The 23557-nt window shown below is 43.7% G+C and carries 22 protein-coding genes and 1 tRNA gene; 18 read left to right on the plus strand and 5 right to left on the minus strand.

What is annotated here, in order from left to right:
• Positions 1-238 precede the first annotated feature (238 nt).
• The 3 genes from ahpF to ACK1U4_RS09115 all read left to right on the plus strand — a co-directional run bounded on the left by ahpF (position 239) and on the right by ACK1U4_RS09115 (position 6309).
• On the plus strand, positions 239-1801 hold the full coding sequence (gene ahpF / locus ACK1U4_RS09105) for an alkyl hydroperoxide reductase subunit F (RefSeq protein ID WP_419401834.1): 1563 nt from the start codon (positions 239-241) through the stop codon (positions 1799-1801).
• A 222-nt stretch (positions 1802-2023) separates the two neighbouring features.
• A complete protein-coding gene (locus ACK1U4_RS09110) occupies positions 2024-2965 on the plus strand; it encodes a 3-hydroxyacyl-CoA dehydrogenase (RefSeq protein ID WP_419401835.1) in 942 nt (313 codons plus the stop codon).
• Between the two features lie 212 nt (positions 2966-3177).
• Positions 3178-6309, plus strand: a complete 3132-nt coding sequence (locus ACK1U4_RS09115) for a hypothetical protein (protein WP_419401836.1) — start codon at positions 3178-3180, stop codon at positions 6307-6309.
• Positions 6310-6406: 97 nt separating this feature from the next.
• Here the strand turns inward: ACK1U4_RS09115 and ACK1U4_RS09120 are convergent, their stop codons facing one another.
• Positions 6407-7687: a sodium/glutamate symporter gene (locus ACK1U4_RS09120; RefSeq protein WP_419401837.1), complete on the minus strand. Its 1281-nt coding sequence runs from the start codon at positions 7685-7687 to the stop codon at positions 6407-6409.
• 234 nt (positions 7688-7921) lie between these two features.
• Between ACK1U4_RS09120 and ACK1U4_RS09125 the strand changes: the two genes are divergently transcribed.
• The 7 genes from ACK1U4_RS09125 to ACK1U4_RS09155 all read left to right on the plus strand — a co-directional run bounded on the left by ACK1U4_RS09125 (position 7922) and on the right by ACK1U4_RS09155 (position 13637).
• Positions 7922-9025: a 4-phosphoerythronate dehydrogenase gene (locus ACK1U4_RS09125; RefSeq protein WP_419401838.1), complete on the plus strand. Its 1104-nt coding sequence runs from the start codon at positions 7922-7924 to the stop codon at positions 9023-9025.
• A 176-nt stretch (positions 9026-9201) separates the two neighbouring features.
• Positions 9202-9414: a hypothetical protein gene (locus tag ACK1U4_RS09130; RefSeq protein ID WP_419401839.1), complete on the plus strand. Its 213-nt coding sequence runs from the start codon at positions 9202-9204 to the stop codon at positions 9412-9414.
• A 146-nt stretch (positions 9415-9560) separates the two neighbouring features.
• Entirely contained in the window at positions 9561-9710 is a 150-nt protein-coding gene (locus ACK1U4_RS09135; RefSeq protein WP_419401840.1) for a hypothetical protein, read from the plus strand.
• 98 nt (positions 9711-9808) lie between these two features.
• Complete coding sequence (locus ACK1U4_RS09140) at positions 9809-10120, plus strand: hypothetical protein (protein WP_419401841.1); 312 nt, start codon at positions 9809-9811, stop codon at positions 10118-10120.
• Entirely contained in the window at positions 10120-10995 is an 876-nt protein-coding gene (locus ACK1U4_RS09145) for a TatD family hydrolase (RefSeq protein WP_419401842.1), read from the plus strand. Before ACK1U4_RS09140 ends, ACK1U4_RS09145 begins: the two co-directional genes overlap by 1 nt.
• Before the next feature lies 1 nt (position 10996).
• Positions 10997-11767 carry a tRNA threonylcarbamoyladenosine dehydratase gene (locus ACK1U4_RS09150; RefSeq protein WP_419401843.1) on the plus strand — a complete coding sequence of 257 codons (771 nt, stop codon included), beginning with the start codon at positions 10997-10999 and terminating at the stop codon, positions 11765-11767.
• A gap of 94 nt (positions 11768-11861) precedes the next feature.
• Entirely contained in the window at positions 11862-13637 is a 1776-nt protein-coding gene (locus ACK1U4_RS09155) for an ATP-binding protein (protein WP_419401844.1), read from the plus strand.
• Here the strand turns inward: ACK1U4_RS09155 and ACK1U4_RS09160 are convergent.
• A complete protein-coding gene (locus ACK1U4_RS09160; RefSeq protein ID WP_419401845.1) occupies positions 13634-14545 on the minus strand; it encodes a lysine exporter LysO family protein in 912 nt (303 codons plus the stop codon). The two genes, ACK1U4_RS09155 and ACK1U4_RS09160, sit on opposite strands and share 4 nt — an antisense overlap.
• A gap of 298 nt (positions 14546-14843) precedes the next feature.
• Here ACK1U4_RS09160 and ACK1U4_RS09165 point away from each other — a divergent pair, with 298 nt between their 5' ends.
• From ACK1U4_RS09165 to ACK1U4_RS09190, 6 genes are all read left to right on the plus strand, one after another.
• The gene (locus ACK1U4_RS09165; protein WP_419401846.1) at positions 14844-15920 is read left to right on the plus strand and encodes a DUF475 domain-containing protein; all 1077 of its coding nucleotides are present in this window, start codon (positions 14844-14846) and stop codon (positions 15918-15920) included.
• A 156-nt stretch (positions 15921-16076) separates the two neighbouring features.
• Positions 16077-16652, plus strand: coding sequence for a TerD family protein (locus tag ACK1U4_RS09170; RefSeq protein ID WP_419401847.1), 576 nt, complete (start codon positions 16077-16079; stop codon positions 16650-16652).
• Positions 16653-16661: 9 nt separating this feature from the next.
• Positions 16662-17414, plus strand: coding sequence for a TIGR00266 family protein (locus ACK1U4_RS09175; protein ID WP_419401848.1), 753 nt, complete (start codon positions 16662-16664; stop codon positions 17412-17414).
• Positions 17415-17481: 67 nt separating this feature from the next.
• On the plus strand, positions 17482-18096 hold the full coding sequence (locus ACK1U4_RS09180) for a TerD family protein (RefSeq protein ID WP_419401849.1): 615 nt from the start codon (positions 17482-17484) through the stop codon (positions 18094-18096).
• A 490-nt stretch (positions 18097-18586) separates the two neighbouring features.
• Complete coding sequence (locus ACK1U4_RS09185) at positions 18587-19678, plus strand: hypothetical protein (RefSeq protein WP_419401850.1); 1092 nt, start codon at positions 18587-18589, stop codon at positions 19676-19678.
• Between the two features lie 158 nt (positions 19679-19836).
• A complete protein-coding gene (locus ACK1U4_RS09190; protein ID WP_419401851.1) occupies positions 19837-20130 on the plus strand; it encodes an RnfH family protein in 294 nt (97 codons plus the stop codon).
• Here ACK1U4_RS09190 and ACK1U4_RS09195 read toward each other — a convergent pair.
• Positions 20127-20519 carry an outer membrane protein assembly factor BamE gene (locus ACK1U4_RS09195; RefSeq protein ID WP_419401852.1) on the minus strand — a complete coding sequence of 131 codons (393 nt, stop codon included), beginning with the start codon at positions 20517-20519 and terminating at the stop codon, positions 20127-20129. The two genes, ACK1U4_RS09190 and ACK1U4_RS09195, sit on opposite strands and share 4 nt — an antisense overlap.
• 159 nt (positions 20520-20678) lie before the next feature.
• Here ACK1U4_RS09195 and fur point away from each other — a divergent pair, with 159 nt between their 5' ends.
• Entirely contained in the window at positions 20679-21113 is a 435-nt protein-coding gene (gene fur, locus ACK1U4_RS09200) for a ferric iron uptake transcriptional regulator (protein WP_419401853.1), read from the plus strand.
• A gap of 33 nt (positions 21114-21146) precedes the next feature.
• Here the strand turns inward: fur and murJ are convergent, their stop codons facing one another.
• The gene (gene murJ / locus ACK1U4_RS09205; protein WP_419401854.1) at positions 21147-22697 is read right to left on the minus strand and encodes a murein biosynthesis integral membrane protein MurJ; all 1551 of its coding nucleotides are present in this window, start codon (positions 22695-22697) and stop codon (positions 21147-21149) included.
• A 174-nt stretch (positions 22698-22871) separates the two neighbouring features.
• On the opposite strand from murJ, the gene ACK1U4_RS09210 reads away from it, so the two are divergent.
• Positions 22872-22947, plus strand: a tRNA-Arg gene (locus ACK1U4_RS09210).
• 146 nt (positions 22948-23093) lie between these two features.
• Here the strand turns inward: ACK1U4_RS09210 and ACK1U4_RS09215 are convergent.
• A complete protein-coding gene (locus tag ACK1U4_RS09215; protein ID WP_419401855.1) occupies positions 23094-23465 on the minus strand; it encodes a sulfurtransferase TusA family protein in 372 nt (123 codons plus the stop codon).
• Positions 23466-23557: the final 92 nt, after the last annotated feature.

Here is a 23557-nt window from a genome sequence, read left to right on the forward strand (position 1 = left end):
GTTGGGTGGAAGAATGACACCCAACATAAACCCTTCAAATTGTTGGGTATCGCAAGCTCTACCCAACCTACGATTTGGTTAAATGCGTAAGTCTTATTTAAAAAACTTTACATAATAAAAAAGTAGTTTTATTTTTTTAATGATTATAATTGAGGATATCACATTGCCAAAATTGGCAAAACAGCCAATAATAGCCTTATCAAACTCATCCTATACCCATAAAAAATCGGAGCATACCATGTCAAATCAATTAGACCAAAGTTTATTAGATGCCGTCAAAAGTTACAGCGAACGCATGACTCGTCCCATTACCTTTGTATTGGGGGCAGGGGAACACCCAGAGCGAGCAGCGTTGGTGGATTTTTTGAGCCAAGTGGCAAGCACCACTGATAAGATTATGTTAAGCCAAGACGTTGATGCTACCTTGTCACCCATGAGCTTTAAGATTGTCAGCCAAGACAAAGATACAGGTATTGTGTTCAGTGGGATTCCCAGTGGGCATGAGTTTACCTCGTTGATTTTGGCGATTTTGCAGTCAGGTGGTAGCGAGCTAAAATTGGATGAAGGTATCCAAGCGATTATCAAAAACATTAAACAACCGTTAGTTTTCCAAACTTTTGTATCGCTATCTTGCCATAACTGCCCAGATGTGGTGCAGTCGCTTAACCAATTTGCGTTACTCAATGACGGCATTAGCAATGAAATGATTGATGGTGGCGTATTCCAAGACCTCATTAAAGAAAAGAACATTCAAGGCGTACCAGCGGTATTTTTGAATGGTCAACCGTTTGCCAGTGGCAAAATTGACACCGCCAAAATCATCGAAAAATTGCAACAGCAATACCCAGATTTGACCCAAGGTGTTGCCACCGAGCAACTGCTACAGCAAGACGTGACCGTGATTGGGGGTGGGCCTGCAGGTACGGCGGCGGCGATTTATGTTGCTCGTAAAGGCTTAAAAGTCACCTTGGTCGCTGACCGTATTGGCGGACAGGTCAAAGACACCCAAGCGATTGAAAATTTGATTTCTGTGCCATTGACCAACGGCAACGAACTTGCCAATAACTGTGTGACTCATATCAAGGCGTATGACATCACGGTCAAAGAAATGGTGACAGTGAAAGCCATTGAGCAGAAGGGTGAAAAACTATTTGGTATTACCCTTAGCACAGGCGAAACTTTTGACACTCGTAGCATCGTGGTAGCGACTGGGGCAAAATGGCGTAAACTGGGTGTCAAAGGCGAAGACGAAAATATCGGCAGTGGCGTAGCGTTTTGTCCACACTGTGATGGCCCTTTCTTTAAAGGCAAAGATATTGCCGTGGTTGGTGGCGGTAACTCTGGTATTGAGGCGGCGATTGACTTGGCAGGGATTGTCAATCATGTGACCGTGCTTGAATTTGGTGATAGCTTACGAGCGGATAAGGTGTTGATTGATAAAGCCAATGCCACCGCCAATATCGACATTTTGACCAGTGTCGCCACCCAAGAAATCAAAGCCGAGGGCGGTAAAGTCAATGCTTTGGTATATCAAGACCGTACCACAGGCGACAACAAACAGTTGGATTTATCAGCGGTGTTTGTGCAGATTGGGTTAGTGCCAAATTCAGAAGTCGTCAAAGGCTTGGTTGATATCAACCAACGTGGCGAAATCGAGATTAACGAGCGTTGTCAAACCAGCCAACAAGGGATTTTTGCTTGTGGCGATGTCACCACCGTGCCATTTAAACAAATCAATATTGCGATGGGTGAAGGGGCAAAAGCAGGCTTGGCGGTGTTTGAATATTTAAGTTTTAGCTAAAAGTAAACAGCCCAAAAAAAGCCAAATTTCCGAGATGAAATTTGGCTTTTTTTGTGAAACGTATTAATGGTATTCATGCCGAATAAAATAAGTTACAATAATTTTTTGAATGTATTATGAATAAATCAGAAGCAATGCTTGAAGCTTTTGGGCGTATGCAATACGCCCCTATGATAGGGTGTTGTTTGTAATTTAAGCAACGATAACGCTAAAGGATGACCGATGACCGCTAATGTGACCACTGATTTGACTGCCCCCATTCACCATGTAACCGTTGCAGGCGGTGGCGTACTTGGCTCGCAGATTGCCATGCAAATTGCGTTTTTTGGCTTTCAAGTGACGCTATTTGAGCGTGATATCGATGGGGCAAAAAAACGCATTGATAAACTTGTGCCAGTGTATGCCCAACATTTTAACAAAGACCTTGCTGACACCCAACGCATTGCTGATGCCATTGTGTATCAAACGGATTTGGCAATGGCAGTCAAAGACGCACAGATTTTGGTTGAAGCCTTGCCAGAAGTATTGGATTTAAAAAGAGAATTTTATCAAGATTTGGATAAAGTCGCCCCCAGTGAGTTGATTTTGGCAAGTAATAGCTCGACCTTGATTCCTAGCCAAATAGTCGATGCTACAGGTCGCCCTGAGAAGTTTTTGGCGTTGCATTTTGCCAATCGTATTTGGATGCACAACACTGCCGAAATCATGGGAACGCCTGCCACTGACCCTGCGGTGTTTGATACTGTGGTGGAATTTGCCAAAAATATCGGTATGGTGGCCTTGCCTTTATATAAAGAGCAATCGGGCTATATTTTAAACTCAATGCTTGTGCCATTTTTGACCTCTGGGCTGGCGTTGTATGCCAAAGACATTGCCGAGCCACATACCATCGACAAAACGTGGATGATAGCCACAGGCTCACCGATGGGGCCTTTTGGTTTTATGGATATTATCGGCATTAATACCTTGCTCAATGTCAATCAGCAACAAGCCAAGGCAGGTTCACAAACTGCCCAACTGATTGCTGACCGCTTGCGTCAAGATTTCGTTGACCAAGGGCGTATGGGCGTACAATCTGGCAAAGGCTTTTATGATTACCCCAATCCTGCGTACCAATCAGCAGAATTTTTGACCAATGAACCTGTTGAGCCATTTACCAAATAATTATTTACCAAAGTATCAGACAGCGGTTGTAGGGGCGTATTGCATACGCCCAAAATTTTATAGTTGTTTAAACTAGAAATAACACAGTTTTGTAGGGGCGTATTGCATACGCCCAAAATTTTAAGACCTACTAGCCTTCCCTTAAAAAAGGGGAGGCGTTAGCGTGGGTATTGATAACTAAAAAAATAATAAAATTTAACAAGGAAATGCCCATGCCAACCACCACCCAACAAGTCAATACATTGGTTCATTATCTCACAACCCAACAAACACCGCCGTTTGCTTGGCTTTTTGGGGCGGTATTGCAAAAAATTCGCTTTGATTTTAGCCCAACCAGTCTTGAACAGCTTCGCCAACTATTTGCCCAGTTGTCACAAAAAAACATCACCCTTGACAAACTACTTGCCCAACAAGGGGGCAATCATTTTGTGTTGGCAATCGCCAGTTATTTGGGTGAATATTTGGCAAAAAGTACAGGCAAGCCGATTGTGTGGCTGGATTATCACGAAGCAAAAGCAGAGATTGAGCAAAAAGCCCTTGCCAATGCCACACCCTTGCAATTACCTGCGAGTTTTGAAAATTCATTGACCGCCAAAATTGGTGAGGTGTATTGCCAACCGCTCAAGTTAATGCCGAGTTTGCTTAAGGGTGAGCCTGTGCTACAGGCGTTTATCAGCCAGACTGAACAGGCGATTTTTGACACCGAGCAAGTCAATTTATTGGATGACCCCAATCAAGTGGCGAGTGATTATCTGGCAAAAATCCAAACAGGCAAATTGTTGGATAAAAGCATTGGCTTTTTTGAGCAACTGCAAGCCATTGAGTTTGATTTTAGTCATAACAGCTTGGTGCAAGTGGATAAGGCGTTGGCAGAGATTGCCCAGCAACAGGGCTTGACCACAAGCCATTATGGGGCGTTTATCAGTGACCCCAGTCAACAAGCGATGTTGTATTTATTGGGGTTTTATATTGGGGCGACCAGTAGCCAACTTGCCAATGTGCCTATTAGTTGGGCGAATCATGCCCAAATGCGTGCCATGCTTGAAGATGACAGTTTTATCCATTGTATTGAGCATAGTTTTGTGTTGTTGATGGAAAATCATTACCGCACGCCAATTTTGGTGCTGACCAATCGGTTGTTTGGCATTGCTCCCAATTTTCCCAATAGCAGTGTGGCGTTTGCCAAATTGGTGGATGAGCAGAACCGAGGGGAAATGGCAATATTTCCCATTTCAAGGATAAATCTGCCCATTGATTTGCCCAATAGCTTGTCAAAAGTTTGGCAAAAATCCCTCAAAACCGCCAGTAAATTGGTGGTGCATCAACTTAATCAAGCCTTACAACAACAAGCCATCGTACCGACCTTGTTAAGCCTCACCAAAGACTTTAGCACAGGGCAGTATAAAGTCGATAATCAGCCATTTATCAGTGCCGATACGGATAAGGCGATGGATAGCCTATACCGTCAGTTGCATGAAAATCCGAGTTTATCGCCATTTGCGATTGCTACGTTTCCGATGTTTGCCAATTTGCCGTTGGGGCGTAGTGAGGCGTTGGGGCTGGAAATTAAAATTTATTCAATTGCCCCCAATGATGCTAATGACAATCAACTGAATGCGGTGCAATTTATTTTGCCCTATAAAATTGATAATTTTAAAGATGGTTTGGCGGATAACACGGATGTGGTGATTTATCCCATTGTTAATAATCAACAGCTAAACAATCAAAAGCTAAATAACCAAAAATTAGGTGATTTATCAGCGAATCCACAGACGCTTGCTGAGATTGTGGCGGTGTTAATACAGGCATTGCAAGCCCAATCGCTAAAAACTGCTGACGGACAAGACCTTACATGGGCGGATATCGCCGTTGATAGCCTGAATCCGTGGCAACACTCACCCCGTTTTATACAAGAGCAACAACAGCAACTGGTGAACCAACAACAACGAGTGAATAGCATTAACTTGCCGATTTTACCGATGTTATCCACTGACCTAACTAGTAATAGCGCCGCAATTTTGGGTGAAACGGTCACTACCAATTTAGATGCAACAGGGCTTGCCACAGGTTTATCAGTGGCGGTTGCACCGTTTGAATATGCGGATTTGTCTTGGCAAGGTTATGATTTGCCAAAGTTTATTTTGGATACGCCCAATGAGCAGAAAGAATATTTGCAAGTAGTTGCCTCTGATAGCTTAATCAATGATGAGCTATTTAGCCAAGCCGAGGCGATGACCCAACTTTACCGCAGAGGCAAAGTGGTGTGGGGAGCGGTGGTAAAAGTGGATAATGCCTTATCGCTACAGGTGTATGATAATTTACCAACCGCCCAACAGTTGTTACAGCAACCCCTTGTCACTGCCGACATCATCTATGACCCAACAGGGCAGGCGAGTGTCGGTGAATTGCGTGGGGCAAGTGAACAGCTACAAAAGTTGATGACGGCAAGCGAGCCACTTTCACCTAGCCAAGATTTTATCGCCATGCACCTTAACGACCCACGGTCACGGCTATTTGGTGTGGCGTTGTCAAATGGGGTGTTACCCAATACGCCAAGCCATGCTGAGGGACAAGCCAATTTATGCCTGTCGAGTGTGTGGGTGTGGCGTGAGCATTTGCCCAATGCGTTGCTGTCCGATACCATCGTGCCAATTATTATCTTACCTGACGGCATGGGCGAGGGTGCAACGGCAAATATCCAAGCCAATGCACAGGCAAGCACAGGGCGAGTGATGATATTGCCGAGTCGGTTATGGCGGACGGATTTTTATCAATATTGGCTAGCCAAAAGTTATCAGCAATTTGGCAAAGCGTTGGACATCATGCCAAAAATCGAGTGGCAGGAGCAACAAGGCTTTCGTTATGTGAACAAAGGCATTGACGCACGGTTATTTCCCAAGTTTAAACTGAATGCAACGACCGCTTCGCCAGCGGTGGTGAATAATATGCCGTCAAATACGAGTGCAAATTTGACAACGGCTAGTTTGCCCCAGTCGATAAAATCGCCACCCACTACGCCAAACAGCGTTCAGCAGACAGCTAGACAACAACCAGCCATTCAACAGATAGACATTCCCCCAGTCGCTCAACCAACTGCCATTCCGCAAGCGATGGTTAGTCAAAACATGATAAATCAACCTAACGTGGAAATGACCACAGGGCAAGATAAATTGGCAGGGTTACCGTTTGAGTTGCAACAGCAACTTCGCCAAGAGCAAGCACGCTTACAGTCGCAACTATCGACCACAGATAATGATAAAATGAAAAAGCTGTATATCATCGCAGGTGTGTTGGTAGCCTTGATGGTGATTGGGGTGGTAATAGTCAAAATAATGGGGAAATAACGAATTTTGGCAATGTAAATATACTGCAAAATAAGTCTATGTCAGAGAAATAGCCCCCTCTTTCGTAAAGAGGGGGTTGGGGGAGATTTTGAATGCGTTATCCTGTAATAAACGGAATTTGGGTAAAAATCTGCAAAATTGTGGCATTGACAATATCCACAAAAAATGCCCCCACCATCGGCACGACCAAGAACGCTTTGGTAGAAGCACCATAACGGTCAGTGATGGCTTGCATATTGGCAATTGCTGTCGGTGTAGCCCCCATGCCAAAGCCACAATGCCCTGCCGCCAATACCGCAGAATCATAATCACTGCCCATCACACGGAAGGTCACAAAGTAGGCATACAGCACCATCACCAAAGTTTGTACTGCCAACACAATCAATACAGGGCCTGCCAAACCTGTCAATTCCCAAAGCTTGAGCGACAATAACGCCATTGCCAAAAACAGCGATAAAGCAGCATTACCAAACACATCAATGGCACGGTCAAACATATCAAAATTAAAAAATGTGGTCAGCACATTACGAATAATAACCCCACCGCCCAAAGCCCATACAAAGGTTGGTAATTCAAACCAAGTGCCTTTTGATACCTCCGTCATTATCCCTGCAAATGCCAACGCCCCTGCAAATAGCGACAAGGTTTCGATGGTCGAAGAAGCAGTAATCAAGCGAATATTATCTGGGCGTTCAAACATTTCTTTATGGGCGGTGTCATCGTCCATATCATGTTGTGTGCTGTATAACGACTGCTCATTGGCGACTTGCTCGATGGGGTTAAGGTCAGTTTTTTCGGCTAAAGGCTGACGATTGAGTTTTTTGACCAAACGATTTGCCACAGGCCCACCGACCAATCCGCCTGCCACCAACCCATAAGTCGCACATGCAATGCCCAGTGTGGTCGCACCCACCACCCCATACTTACTTTCAAGCACAGGCCCCCACGCACCAGCCGTACCATGTCCCCCTGTCAATGTAATCGAACCTGCCACCAAGCCAAGTAATGGGTCTAAGCCGACAATTTTTGCCATCACCACGCCGACTGTATCTTGCAACATGATAAATCCTGATACCACCACCAAGAAAACTACCAATGGCTTACCCCCTGCTTTTAGACGGCTAAAATCAGCACTTAGCCCAATCGAGGCAAAAAACATTAGCATACAAGCGGTTTGTAATTCTTTTTGAAAGTTAAAACTCCAGCCCAATAGCAAGTTTAACGCATACACAATCCCTGCTGCCACCAGTCCCCCTGCCACTGGTTCGGGGATGTTAAAATCGGATAAAAACTTGACACGTTTGACCAAAAATCGCCCCAATAACAGCACCAATGTTGCCAAAATCAAGGTATAATAACCGTTTAAATCAAATTGCATACTCGTCACCTATTATTTGTTTGCTATTATCACAAAGTCACTACAACAAAATAAAAATCTTTAAAAGCAAAAAGTTATATGCGATAATTGTTGCATATTTGTTACTATTGTTTATGTTTATTTGATGTAATTTTTGTTTGTGTATTGCACGATTAGGCAAAATCACAAAAAAGTCATAAATTTTCAGTATGATAATAGGACAAATAACATTAAAAATATGAAAAAGGAAAGTCTATGAAAATTATCGCCGATGGCAATATCGCCCATTTAAGCGATTTTTTTAACAGTGATACGTTAGGAAAACCTGTTGAAATCATTGCGATGACAGGTCGAGAAATCACAGCCGAAGTTTTGGCACAGCACCAACCCACCGTCTTATTGGTGCGGTCAGTTACGCCCATCAATGAGCAACTATTGGCAAATAATACCAGCGTCAAATTTGTCGGTTCAGCCACCATTGGCATTGACCATGTCGATGTGGACTACCTTGCCAAACGAGGGATTATTTTTGCCAACGCATCTGGCTGTAGTAAACATTCAGTCGCCCAATATGTCGTGGCTTCGATTGCCGAGCTTCGCCCAGATTATATGTTTAAATCCATTAATTTAGGCATTATTGGTGTGGGAAATATCGGCAACACCTTGGCTCAATACGCCATTTCTTATGGCTGGAATGTCCTCGGCTATGACCCACTCAAACCTCGCTCCGTGGTCAATAACTCAAGCCTCGAAACCGTGCTACGAGAAAGCAACGTCATCAGTTTTCACGTGCCATTGACTTGCCCAAAACACAGCTCATTCCCCACCCATCACGACTATTTGATGACCAAAGAACGTTGGCAACAAGTATCGGACACCGCTATCATCGTCAACACCTCTCGTGGGGCAGTGCTAGGGCGAGATGATATCGTGGCAAGTCCCAATGTCACCGTGCTTGACGTATTTGAACATGAGCCGAATATTGACGCAGAATTGCTTAAAGCCTGTAGTATCGTCACGCCTCATATCGCAGGCTACACGCTTGAAGGTAAATTGCGAGGCACACAATTTGTATATAATGCCCTGTGTAAATTTTTGCAGGTCACACCAACGGTGGATTTCCATGATTATTTACCCAAAGAAGTGCCATTATTCCAAGAAGTGCATAATCCGCTAAAAGACCATGAGCGTCATCAGCTTATCAATAAAATCCCCACCATGTATGACATTCGAGCCGATGATAAACGTCTGCGAGCCGTGGCAAATGCTGAAGGCGATATTGAGGGAGATGACTTTGATAATTTGCGTAAAAATTATCCACTCAGACGAGAATGGCAAGCGTATGTGTTTAAAGTGTAAGGGAGCATTAACAAAGCATTAAACCATTAACAAAACCCCCATACAACTTATAAATCGCAATATTCCCTTACCGAACTGATGTGGTAATTAGGTGTCATTGTTTTATAATAATCCTATCCATTCAATAGAATGGAATGATTTTAGCAATGAATACTTTTTATTTTAAGGATAAACACATGAATACTTCAACATTAGTAAAATTGGGTGCATTAGGTGCGGTAGCTTATATGATGAGTTCAAAAGGCAATAGCAAAACTGCCAATGCAAATGCCCCTGTGGTCGTGGACAATGCCCAACCAGCAGAAAAAGAAACCCAAAAATCTGGCAAATCTAGCCCATTTATGTTTGGTAAAGAATTGGCAGGTAAATTGTTAGGTAAAAAAATCTAATTTTTACCAAAGCTAGTTTCTACCAAAACAGCTTTAGCGATACGCCTCAATAGCGATACGCCAACCCATTAGCCATTGGTTAATGGGTTTTTTATTGTTAAAATTAACCATATTTTTTGGCATTCAAGGGCATTAAGGCTATACTTATGACAACCAGTAAATTATTCAAACTAACATTGGTCGCTACGGCGTTATTATTGATTCCCAAACGCAGTAGCCGAAATGCTGACTGTAGCCCAAAACCACCACAACAACCCCAGTCCACACAAAAGGCAAAAAATAAGAACGTAACATGAGCATTAACTATGAAGTTGATAATTTCGTCAATAAATAGCTTCATGGTATTATTAAAGCGGATTATTTGAACTAAACTTTCTACCCAAGCGAGAACATAATGATAAATCAAAGTATTCATTTTAATATCAGTGGGAAAGAGGCGGATGCCCTAATGACCGCCTGTATCGCCCAAGGTATTACACCTGTTCAAGCATTTGAGCAGTTTATTTATAACGTGTTACCTAATAATCGCTCATCTAACTATGACTTAACCAAGCATGATAGCCAGTTTTCGACCAATAATCCTGTTGATACTCAAGCGGAGTACAATCAAGAAACGGTAAATTTTTTGCTAAGTAGTGATAAAAATAAAGATTATCAGAGCTTTAAAACCGTTGACGCATTATTTGCTGATTTGGAAGAGGACTGATGTCAAATATGGCTAATTCAACCGAACTTGAGCCAAGAGAGATACTGCGTACCACTCAATTAATAGATACCCACACCCATTTTGATGTGCCAGAGTTTGACCATGACCGAGCCGAGCAATCCGCCTTAGCATACCAACAAGGCATACGACACCTTGTCTTGATTGGCTATTTGGCAAAATACTTTCCCCAAATGCTCGCCTGTCAAACCCAAATGGCAAGCTTTCCCCTTGCCCCCAAAGCCCACCTTGCATTTGGGCTACACCCATTTTATATTCTTGAGCATAGCGAAGCTGATTTACTACAACTTGAACAGTTTATCCAAGGCTATCCATCGGTTGCTATTGGTGAAATTGGGCTAGATACCTTTACCGATGAAATGAAAATCGCAGAAAATTATGCCAAACAGCAAGACTTTTTTATCAAGCAACTCGATTTAGCCAAAACTTACAATTTACCTGCGTTATTGCACATTCGCAAAGCTCATGGCGATACCCTCAAAATTTTAAAAGCAGAAAAATTTAAAAATGGCGGTATCGCTCATAGCTTTAGCGGTGGGATTCAAGAAGCCAAAGCCTTTGTCAGCTTGGGGTTTAAAATTGGTATCACAGGTCAAGTCACCAATCCAAATGCCAAAAAACTACGTAATACCCTTGTCGAACTGGTCAAAACCGTGGGGTTAGACAGTATCGTGATAGAAACCGACTGCCCAGATTTTACCCCTGCCTGCTGTCATGCCTCGCATGGCAGACGCAATGTCCCTGCTAATTTGGTATATGTGTTGGACGAATTATCGGTATTGTTAGACGTGGAAAAATCGCAACTCATCCCCATATTATGGCAAAATAGCCTATCAGCGTTAAAATTAAATGAATAGTATGACAGATAACCAATACGACCGCCGTTTTGCAGGCACAAAAAAGCTCTACGGTGACACCAATTTTAATAAATTTGAAAATACCCATGCGTATGTTATCGGTGTGGGTGGGGTCGGCTCATGGGTTGCTGAGGGGCTGGCTCGTACAGCCGTGGGCGAAATTACCTTGGTGGATATGGATGTGCTGGTCGCTTCCAATGTCAATCGCCAGCTTCCTGCGATGGATAGCACTTTTGGGCAGTCCAAAATCCAGGCAATGGCGGAACGTATCGGTCAGATTAACCCACTTATCCGATTACACTTGATAGATGACTTCTTAACCAAAGATAATGTGAAGTCTATTTTACCAGACCATCAGCAACTGACCTTATTAAAAAAACAAAAAAAGTCGGTCATTGTTTTGGACTGTGTGGATGACATGGATGCCAAGCTCGCCATTGCTTTGCATTGTCGTTTTAATAAGCTAAAACTGATTATGTCAGGTGGGGCAGGGGGGAAAACTGACCCAACCATGATTCGAGTTAGTGATTTGAAAGATACTTTTCAAGACCCATTACTCGCCAAAGTTCGCCAAAAACTGCGACAAGATTATGGCATTAACCGTGAACTAAAGGACAAATTTAACATCAAATGTGTCTATTCAACCCAACCACCAATTGTCGATAAATCCTGTCAAACAGGCGGATTACATTGTGGGGGTTATGGTTCGGCAGTCACGGTAACTTCCGTGGTTGGTATGGTGATGGTGGCTCAAAGTTTGACTTTTTTATAGTATAGTACATTTTTTTATAGTTTTATTAAGACCCTGTGGTTCAAACGCAAAATGTGCTAATCGGTCTTAGTGGGCTTACAGGATTTAACCTGATATGAACCAACACCCTTCAAGTTTGCCACAATTAGAGGCAAATCTAATCAAATGTGACTTGACATCACGTGATATTGTTTCAGCATCAACCTTCTCTCGCAATGATTATGGTCAGTCAACTCAGCCAATTTATGTTTGGGATGAACTACGCCGAGTTGAAAAACTACGTGAATATGGCGTGATGCACACCCAGACTGAGCCTGCCTTTGATCGGATTGTGGATTTGGTACGGCGGTATTTTGCAGTACCGATTGTCGCCATCAATTTCTTGGATGATAAAGAGATGTTTTCTAAGGCATGCTTTGGGCTTGAGCAAAGAGTCATGCCCAAAGACCTCAGTTTTTGTGCCACCACCATCGCCCAAACCGATATTATCTGTATTCCAGATACCTTTAACGTGCCAACGCTTGCCAATCATCCCTTTGTCTGTGGAGATACGCCGATTCGTTTTTATTCTGGCGTGCCGATTGTGGTTTATAATTCACATAATGAAGCCTTTGTGATTGGGGCATTGTGCATTGCCGATATGCGTCCACAAGTTGAGCTGGGTGACAATGAACGTCAGGTATTGCGTCAATTTTCGGCGATGATTACCGATACCTTAGAGTTACGCTTGCAACAGCATAATACCGCCAAGGCTGCCGAATTAAAATCTGCATTTTTGGCAAATATGAGCCATGAAATTCGCACGCCCATGAGTGGAATTATCGGTATTTTGGATTTGTTAAAACAAACCAAGCTTAGCCATTCGCAAGAAAAATACCTTGAGCATATCCGTTCTGCCAATGAGCATTTACTGAATATTGTCAGTGATATTTTAGATTTATCCAAAGTCGAATCGGGCAAAATGCGATTTGAGCGGATTCCTGTGGATCTCAAAAAACTTTGCGAACAAGTCATTGGTATTTTTGTGGCTTCAGCAAAGGATAAATGTGTTGAATTATCGTTGTATTATGAAGATGATACGGCTCGCTATGTGATGACAGACCCAGTGAGGGTGCGTCAGATTTTGAGTAATCTTATCAATAACGCAATTAAGTTTACACCTAAAGGGGGAGCTGTCACTGTTAGAGCCTTTAAGTGTTGTGGTGATTGCGAAGTAAAATTGCAAGTTAGTGATACTGGAATAGGCATTAAGCCTGAAGCACAAGCAGTCATTTTTGATGCGTATAATCAAGCCGATAAATTCACCCATCGTATTTATGGTGGTACAGGCTTGGGGTTATCCGTGTGTAAAGCTTTGGCAGAAGGGATGCACGGCACGATTAGCGTTGAGAGTGAGCAGGGTAAAGGCTCAACGTTTAGCTTATGTTTGCCATTAGAGCCAGTGGATGAAGCTATCTTAAAAACTTGGCACAATGAACACGACCATAATAGCTGGCAGTTACCTCGAAAGACCGCCCATATTTTGCTTGCCGAAGATAATGAATTGAATGCAATGGTTGCCAAAAAAAGCTTGAAAAAGTTTGGTTATGAAGTGACTCATGCTAAAGATGGACAAGAGGCAGTAAACCTATTTACCCAATCGCCTAATAAATATCAAATTATTTTGATGGATCATCAAATGCCCATCATGGATGGGGTGCAAGCCACCAAAGTTTTGAAAAAACGCTTTAGTAGCTTACCGCCGATTATTGCTGTCACCGCTCACGCCATGCACGGTGATAAAGATGTGTATATTGAGGCAGGCATGCAGGATTATTGTACCAAGCCGTACAAGCCCGAAACCTTGGATTCGATGATTCAGCATTGGCTTCATCAGCCAGTCGTTGCCTAGCCAAAACTTGAAAACACCACCATCAACACAGGTGAGATGATATTGACCAAAAACCCAAAGCTCATGGCAAGCGGTACGACCTCATTGCCCCCAGAGCTTTGGATGACAGGCAAGGTAAAATCCATCGTGGTCACGCCACCCAATCCCACAGCGGTACTGGGATAAGACCGCATTAACAATGGAATAAACAGCAAAGCAGTAAACTCTCGAATCAAATCATTGAGTAACGCCACACTGCCCCACACCGCCCCATACGCATCGGTCATAATAATGCCAGACAGCGAATACCAGCCATAGCCAGATGATAGTGCCAAACCCTGTGTCCATGTGACATTTGGCATAATAAGGGCATACAACAACCCACCCACTGCCACGCTCAGACAAAAAATCACACTCACTTGCACGCCACGTTTATTGAGCAAGACTTGACGCAAAGTCATGCCTGCATGCGATAGCTGAAAGCCAACCAACAACACCAGCACCATTAGCAAGCCTTTAATCATATTATCCAGTGGTAATGCCGATACAGGCAAAAATTTACCCAACACAAAACCTACCACCACACAGCCCAACTGAATGGCACTGCCTGTCATATCAAAGCCTGTTTGGGCATGATGGTGAGGTAAGGTGCGTTGCCAAGGGTGGGTTTTATCAAACGCCCATAACGCCAATAACCCAGACCCCATGCTACATACTGCCAATACCGCCACGTTGAGTGCAATAAACCCAAGCTGTGAGCCGATATTATGAATCTGCGACAATGACAACCCAATACAGGTCAAAATCACAAACACCAATTTGGCAAGAATACTATCGACCCAAGGTTTGAAGCGATTGGGCAATGGTAAGATAAAGCCAATGACTAAAGGGGTTAAGATTAAAATAAGGGTGATAAAATTATCCAACATAGCAACGACAGCCCTTGATATCTATGCAAAATCGCTATTGTACTCGTAAAATAGGGCTTTGCCTAATCAATATATCAAATCAATATATCCAACCTCTTACATAAATGGGCTAGTATTCGAGCAATATTTGTGTAAGATAGGCGGTATTTTTGTGTTGGTTTTAACAATTAGAATTTATGCAAAAGACACTGGATTCCTGCATTCGCAGGAATGACGAAAAGTATATTTACTTGTCACCCCTGCGTAGGCAGGGGTCTAGCGTCTTTATTTGGCAAAATAAAGTAATAATAGGTAGGCTATGAAACATTTTTATTTTGATATCGTCTTTACGCTGGTGGCGTTGGCAGTGGCGAGCTGGTGGGGCTTTACGCATGGTGGGTTATCTGCCATGTTCTCTGCCCTGTTTATCACGCTTATTTTGGCGGTGATGGAAGTGTCATTGTCGTTTGATAATGCCGTGGTCAATGCGTCTGTATTGAAGCATTGGGATAAGTTTTGGAAAATGATTTTCTTGACCGTGGGTATGCTGATTGCGGTGTTTGGTATGCGATTGGTGTTTCCGATTGTGATTGTGGCTGTGACAGCGGACATGAGCATGATGGATGTCATCAATATGGCACTGCATAATCCCAAAGAATATTCTGCCAAACTAATGGAACACCATGCCGAAATTGCTGCGTTTGGTGGGATGTTCTTATTGTTAGTATTCCTCAATTTTATTTTTGATGAAAAAGAAATTCTATGGTTTAAATGGTTAGAACGCCGTTTGGCTCGCTTTGGCAAAGTCGATGCGATGAGTGTGTTTGTGGCGTTAACCTTATTGATGATTGCCTTGCAGTGGGTCGAAGAAGCCAAACAGTCAGTGGTGTTGATGGCTGGCGTGTTTGGGATTCTGATTTATTTGGGGGTGAATGTGTTGTCTAGCCTTATCGAGGGGGCGGATGATGATGACCCTGCGACTGAGGGTAGCATTGAGGGAGCTGAAGTCGCAGGAGCGATTGCCAAAGGTGGTATTGCAGGATTTATGTATTTGGAAGTGCTAGATGCCTCGTTTAGTTTTGATGGGGTGATTGGGGCGTTTGCGATTACCAATGATGTGATTATCATTATGTTGGGGCTTGCGATTGGTGCGATGTTTGTGCGTTCGATGACGATTTTCTTGGTCGAAAAAGGCACATTGGATGAGTTTGTCTATCTTGAGCATGGGGCTCACTATGCTATTGGGGCATTGGCGATTATCATGCTGTTGGCGACTGTGCATGTCGAAGTACCTGAGATTGTCACAGGCTTGATTGGGATTGCCTTTATTGTATGGGCAGTGATGAACTCGATTAGTTATAACAAACGTGAAGCGTTACATAATCTGAAAAGTTAGTCAGATAATTTAAGAATTTGTCACATAATTATAACAGTCTAATGGCTAACGCTAACAGACAAAGATTTTCTCTCAAGGTATAGTTAAAAACATGAGTTTCGGCTCATGTTTTTTTTATCAATCCTCTAACTTCTAATCATTGACAAGGAATTTTTTATGGCTATTAGCTTAAGCAAAGGTGGCAACGTTAACTTATCAAAAGAAGCCCCAAGTTTGACCCAAATGAGTGTGGGTTTGGGCTGGAATCCACGAGCTACTGATGGGCAAGCATTTGACTTAGATGCGGTTGCATTTTTAGTCAGCGAAGCAGGTAAAGTACGTAATGACCAAGATTTTATCTTCTTTAACAACCTAAAATCAGCCGAAGGCTCGGTCGAGCATAAAGGCGATAACCGTACAGGTGAAGGAGCAGGGGATGATGAAGTTATCAATGTGGATTTGAGCAAAGTACCTGCTGATATTGCAAAAGTGGTATTTTGTGCAGTTATTTATGAAGGTCAAGCCCGTAACCAAAACTTTGGTCAAGTCGCAGGGGCGTATATTCGTATCGTGAATGCCCAAGGTGGTAGCGAAGTGGCTCGTTATGACTTGTCAGAGGACAGCAGTACCGAAACGGCGATGATTTTTGGTGAGCTATACCGCCATAACGGCGAGTGGAAATTCCGTGCCGTGGGTCAAGGTTTTGCAGGCGGACTTGGTCCATTAGCCTCTGCTCATGGCGTGGCAGTGTAGGCGGTCAATATGTCAGCAACGTTTAGTCTGATTGGTACAATTGAGCCATTTTTACATTGCAATCTACAACGAGGCGATGCCATCTATTGCGAAGCCAATGCGATGGTGATGATGGAATCAAACCTCGAACTCAAAGGTCAAATGCGTGGCGGTATCATGCAATCCTTGATGAGACGCTTTGCCAATGACGAATCCCTGTTCCAACAACAAATCGAAGCCACGCATGGTGAGGGCGACTGTTTGCTCGCCCCCACCCTTGATGGTGATATGCAGATTTTGGATGTTGGAGCGGTACAATATACCTTGAGTGATGGGGCATTTGTGGCGGCTCATACCACGGTGGATATTCGTGCCAATATTCAGCGAAATCTTGGCGGTGCAGTCTTTGGTGATACAGGTGGCTTTATGGTCATGCAAACCCAAGGGCAAGGTCAAGTGGTGGTATCAGGCTTTGGCTCACTGTTTGAAATTGATGTCACCCCAGAGAAAGACGTGGTCATTGATAATGGTCATGTCGTGTGTTGGGACAGTCGTCTACAATATAGCCTATCAATGGCGACCAGTCAGAAAAAAGGCTTTTTGGGTAATATCATCAATTCAGTCACCAGTGGCGAAGGCATGGTACTCAAATTCTCTGGACATGGCAAAGTCGTGATTTGCTCACGCAACCGTGATACTTATCAAGGTTGGGTTCAAAGTCTATTGGGAACAAGCTCAGGCGGACGTGGTGGCAGTGGTGGATTATTGGATAATTTATTGTAAGTAGTTGGACAAATTTAATCACAAACAAGTCTATTGCCCAAGGGCAATCGGCTTGATAGGAAGCGTTATGGCAGTTAATTTACAAAAAGGTCAAAAAATTTCATTAGAAAAAGAAGCAGGTACAAGTCTTGCCCAAATTAAAATGGGATTGGGTTGGGATACTGCGACTACCGCTGGCAAAAAAACAGGCGGATTTTTAAGCGGTTTATTTGGTGGTGGTACGCCAAGCCAAGACCATATTGACCTTGATGCGTCTTGTATGTTGTTTGATAGTCAGCAACAACTGATTGAGGCGGTATGGTTTGGGCAACTACAATCCAAAGATGGTAGCGTGGTGCATACAGGTGATAACCGCACAGGGGCAGGTGATGGCGATGATGAAGTCATTAATGTCAATTTATCCGCCATTCCAAGCCACGTGCAGTCATTGGTATTTACCGTCAACAGCTTTACAGGGCAAAGTTTTGCCACCGTGAATAACGCCTATTGCCGTTTAACAAATGCCAATAACAATGGCGAAGTAGCACGTTATGATTTGTCGGCACAAGGTACGCACACGGCGTTGATTTTGGCAAAATTATACCGCCATAATGGCGAGTGGAAAATGCACGCCATTGGTGAAACAGCGACAGGGCGGACTTTCCATGATTTATTGCCTGTTGTTACACCACATTTGGGGTAAGTTTAAATTGTCAATTCGTATCACGCCTCAATTTTGATTGGGGCGTTTTTTTGGCTTGCAAAAGATTGACACAAACAATTCACATTATGCCCAGTTTTCTTGCTAAAATATCTGTTTTAGTGATAAGGCTCTTTCCATACTTAATGCTTTAGGACTTACGCAAAAATGCCATTTGTAGGTTGGGTGGAAGAATGACACCCAACATAAACCATTTAAATTGTTGGGTATCGCAAGCTCTACCCAACCTACGATTTGGTTAAATGCGTAAGTCCTATTCTTGACAGAATATATTGTGGGTAACGCTTTGCTAACCCACGCTTAGGGGTTTGGAAAGAGGTCTAATGCGTCTATGTTTCACCCCAAGTTTTATAGTGAATTAAACCAAAATAAGATTTTAAAGTTTTGGGCGTATGCAATACGCCCCTACAAAACTGTCTTATTTTCTAGTTCAAACGACTATAACTTAAGCTTTGACCCAAAGGAACGCCCAATGGTAATGAACCGTTTACAACCCATGCTAATCTCAGGCTTATTGCCGTTGCTGATTTTTACATGGTTTACTCGTGATATTGTCGGACAGATTGATTTTTGGCTGATGTGGCTGGTTGCCATGACATTGGTGGGATTACCATTAGTATTTGCAGAGATTGCCCTTGCTCATCGCAGTGGCACAACGCCATTGGTCGGTTTGCCGAAACTCACTCGTGAAGCTGATATTGGCACGGTATGGCGTGGCTTTGGCTGGCTGACCGTGGTGCTATTGATGGTGGTAGTGGGGCATTTGCTCGCCAGTTCTGCCCAAGTGCTACAGCCAATGGTCAGCAATGTCGCCACCCCTGCATTATTGGCAATCATGGCGTTGGTGATGATTGGGCTAAGTTTTACCAAACAGTTAGCAGGTTGGTTGGCATTTGGTTTGGGTGTGGTGGCATTGGGGCTAAATGTCAGCCAATCAGGGTTTGCCACGTGGCAAATGACCGCCACGTCACTGACCGAATGGTCGCTTGCGGTGGTATTAGCCTTGGTATGTGTTGGGGTAGGGACTGGGTTATTTTGGCAAGCCAGAGCCAATCAGCTACTACTTAGCAATAGCACCGAATCGGACAATGAAAAAGCCATTGCCAGTCGCCATGTGTTGCCTGTGTGGTGTTTTCAGATGGTGGCAGGGGCATTGGTGGCGATGGCAGTCACCCCAACGTCATCACTTGCCAGCATCGCCTATGCGTTGGCAATGGTCGCAGGTGGGGCTTATTTGTTGCATTTGTTGACCCATCAGCTATCGTTACGCCTATTTCAGCGTGGCTTTAACTTTTTGGCATTGGTAATCGTAGCGGTGGTGAGCCTTGGTATTTCGTTATTGCCAACGGCTTTGCTAAATCAAGTATTGATGATTTTAAGTCTAATATCAGCGGTGTGGTTGGCGGTGTTTGCAGGGTGGCAAATGAAAATCAGCCATCTACGCAAATCACTGAATTTTGGTTCAGAAGGTATTTATAATATCTGGCGAATTGCCGTACGAATTATCGTGCCTTTGGCGGTGGTGTTGGCGGTCGTTGGGTGGCTAATGGGCTTGATGAAATAAAGCTATGATAATACGGTTTTCCGTTCGTGGTGAGCTTGTCGAACCATAGGAAAATCGCTACCCTTCGACAGGCTCAGGGCGGACGATTTTCATTGAGTTTATTTTGTTAAAACTCTTTCAAATAGTGAATTTGGTGAAATAGGAATAAACAATCAATCATGCAATTTATCACCATCGAAGTGGCATTTGCCCCCACAGCGACCACGCAATTATTACAAAAATTAAGCGTTGCCCAAGGTACGACCGTGCAACAAGCCGTTGCACAATTGGGCTGGCTTGAGCGTTATCCACAAATCAGTGAGTATGCAGTGGGGATTTTTGCCCATAAAGTGGCTTGGGATACGGTGCTGACAGCAGGGGATAGGGTGGAAATTTATCGTCCTTTGACCATCGACCCCATACAAAAACGCCAAAACTTATCCAAAAAGGACAAGCGTTGGCGATTAAATTAGTTAGGACGTTCAATCTTCGCTACATTGCCTGCTTGGTCAAAGTAGATTTTGACGTATTGTTGGGCATTGTGAATGCTGGGTTTGCCGTCACGTTTGGCATTTGTGCCTGCGGTGAAGTCATAGATATAGTCCCAACGCATGGGGTTTAAGGTATCTCGTACGGCAGGACTACCCAAGATGTATAGCACTTGGTTAAAGTTCATGCCGACTTGGACTTGGGCTAGCTTGGCTTCTGAGATGGGCGTGCCTTGTGGGATGTCGATTTTGTACACGCTAAACCATGAACACGCAGGTAATACGCTAACGCCAGCCAATACGCTGATTAAAGGGACGATTGCCAAATTTTTTGTCAATTTTTTGATGGTCATGTTGTTTACCAAAGTCATCATTATTTACCGCTCGTTCGTATCATTTATCAAATAAAAACTTATCATACGTCATTTATGGGGATTTTCCTACTCTTTGGCGGAATTTTTTGTATGATTTTTGGGTGGGGAATTTGTTATGATAGACTATCAATATTTCGTTTTTGCCAATAAGGGAACATTATGAGCTATACCAATCAAGATTTACGCCGTGCTGGACTAAAAGTGACGTTACCACGCCTAAAAATTTTAGAATTATTAGAAAATGCCGACCACCATCACATGAGTGCAGAAGATGTGTATAAGGCGTTGATTGAGCAAGGCGAAGATGTCGGCTTGGCAACTGTGTATCGAGTGTTGACGCAGTTTGAGCAGGCAGGGATTGTTGAGCGTCATAATTTTGAAAATAATCTATCGGTGTTTGAGATTGCCAAAGATGAGCATCACGACCATTTGGTATGTGACCAATGTGGCAAGATTATTGAATTTCATAATGATGAAATCGAAAAATTGCAAGAAAAAGTGGCAAAGGATTTGGGCTTTACCTTGGCAGGGCATTCTTTGGTGCTGTATGGGATTTGTGATAATAAAGATTGTCAAAATTTGGCGAAAAAATGATGGCGAAGTTTTTCAATTCTTATACCATCAAACTTAATCTAAGTTCGGTTTTAAATCTTTAAACCGAAATCCCATCGCCAACATACTTACCGCATACATCAACGCCCCCACCACACATAAGGTCAGCAATATCGCCACTTTTGCCCCTTGTGTGGTGGCAAGTGGAAAATAACGCACCCCAACTGCCAATATCGCCACCATCGCCATATTTGCCACGCCAATTTTTAACAAAAACCCTCGCCAATGTTTACCCAAACTAAAAATCCCCTGCTTGGTGAGATAAAAATACAATAACCCTGCATTGACAAATGAAGCCAACGTATTCGCCAATCCCAGTCCTGCATGAGGGGCAATCTGCCACCGCCCAAATGCCCACGCCAACACCACACTTAGCACCACATTGGCAATCACACTGACCACGCCCACCTTAACAGGAGTACGGCTATCATGCCGAGCAAAAAACGCAGGGGCAAACACCTTAATCAGCATAAATCCCAAAATTCCGCCCGATAATCCCTGTAACGCCAAACCGCTCATCATCGCATCATGGTGGCTAAACTGCCCATGCTCAAACAACGCCACCATCAACACAGGGCTTAATATCAATAATGCCAATGACGCAGGCACACCCACCAGCACCGTGGCACGCACCGCCCAGTCTAAGGTTTTGCGGAACTGCTCGCTGTCTTGTTGGGCGTTGCTTTTGGATAGGCTTGGTAAAATCACCGTGCCAATCGCCACCCCAATCAACCCCAATGGCAACTCACTCATCCGTTCGGCAGTATATAGCCACGATACCGAGCCATCGACCATGGTGGAAGCCAAAACGGTATTGACCAACATATTAATCTGTGTGACCGACACGCCAAACAGGGCAGGTAACATCAGCTTTAAAATCCGCCTCACCCCCACATGAGCAAAATCCACCTTGGGCATGACCAATAACCGTTCTTGTCGCAAAGCAGGCAGTTGAATCAACAACTGCAACAGCCCAGCCACCGCTACTGCATATCCCACTGCCATAATCGGCGTGGCAATATAGGGCGACACCCACACCGCCCCCACAATCATACACACATTCAGCAACACAGGGGCAAACGCAGGCAAGGCGAAGCGATGGACACTTTGCAAAATACTACTGGCAAATGCCGTCATGGCGATAAACAACAAATACGGAAAGGTAATGCGTAACAAGGTCACCGCCGTGGCGAATTTGGTCGGCTCATGCACATAACCCACCGCAAACGCCCCAATCACCCAAGGGGCAAACACCACCATCAAAGCGGTCAGTGCCGATACAATCAGCAACAAAGCCCCTGCGACACGGCTGACAAGGATTTGGATGTCTTGTAGGGTTGAGTGATGTTGATAATCGGATAGGACAGGGACAAAGGCTTGGGAAAATGCCCCTTCAGCAAATAAACGCCGAAAAAAATTGGGCAGTTTGAACGCCACCAAAAATGCGTCCATCATGCCCCCAGTACCAAACACACTCATCAGTACCATGTCACGCACCAACCCCAAAATGCGTGATAACATGGTAAATAAACTAACAATGGCGGTGGATTTGAGCAGTTTTGACATGGGGATTAGGGGCGAAAAATTTTGCCAATTTTAGCATTTTTCGCCGATAGAGAGCATCTTTTTGTGATGGATTTAAGCAGGATACTGGGAGAAGGGCGTGGATAGATTTGTATTGGGCGATAGAATTTGCTAAAATACCGCCCTCATTTATCCTTTCTTGTTTATCTCTTTTATGCGTTCGTAGCTCAACTGGATAGAGTACAGGTCTCCGAAGCCTGTGGCGTGGGTTCGAGTCCCGCCGAGCGCACCATTTCTGTTGATTAAGTCTTTGATTTAACATGTTATAAAATATATTCTGTTTGTCGTGGGTACAAAATTTTAAGCTTATTTTACAAAATAGTAATGGCTTGACGAGGTAGAGGAACGACCATATCACGAACCATATATTCTTTACCCTCACTTACGCACTACCAACACATGAAACACCGCTTTATCTCCAACATCATCAACGCTCGCCAACGTCACAAAATCATAGCCCAAATGCTCACAAAATGCCCCAATATCTCGCTGGCTATTGGGGTCAGTTGCCGTCACATACACCGCTTCATTGGCATTTAATTGTTTCAAAGCCATTTTTAGTTTAAGTAATGGCATGGGGCAGGCAAGCCCTTTTCCATTGACATACGCCATGATTTGCCAAGGCTTGGATTTTAGGGAAGTGGAGGTTAGGGGCGTGGGCTGATTTGCCAAAAAAACTTGCCAATCCTCCATAAAACCAGTATCAGTTAATAAATTTTCATGGACATCATAGATAGGGGAACTATTCATTGGCGTATCTCTTAAAGAAAGTTTCTTAAAATCGGTTAAATAAATCCTAAAAAATTGAGCTTACAAAATTGCTATTATCCGCTAGCGGTTGA

The sequence above is a fragment of the Moraxella sp. TY6 genome (assembly GCF_048551375.1).
Classification (GTDB): domain Bacteria; phylum Pseudomonadota; class Gammaproteobacteria; order Pseudomonadales; family Moraxellaceae; genus Faucicola.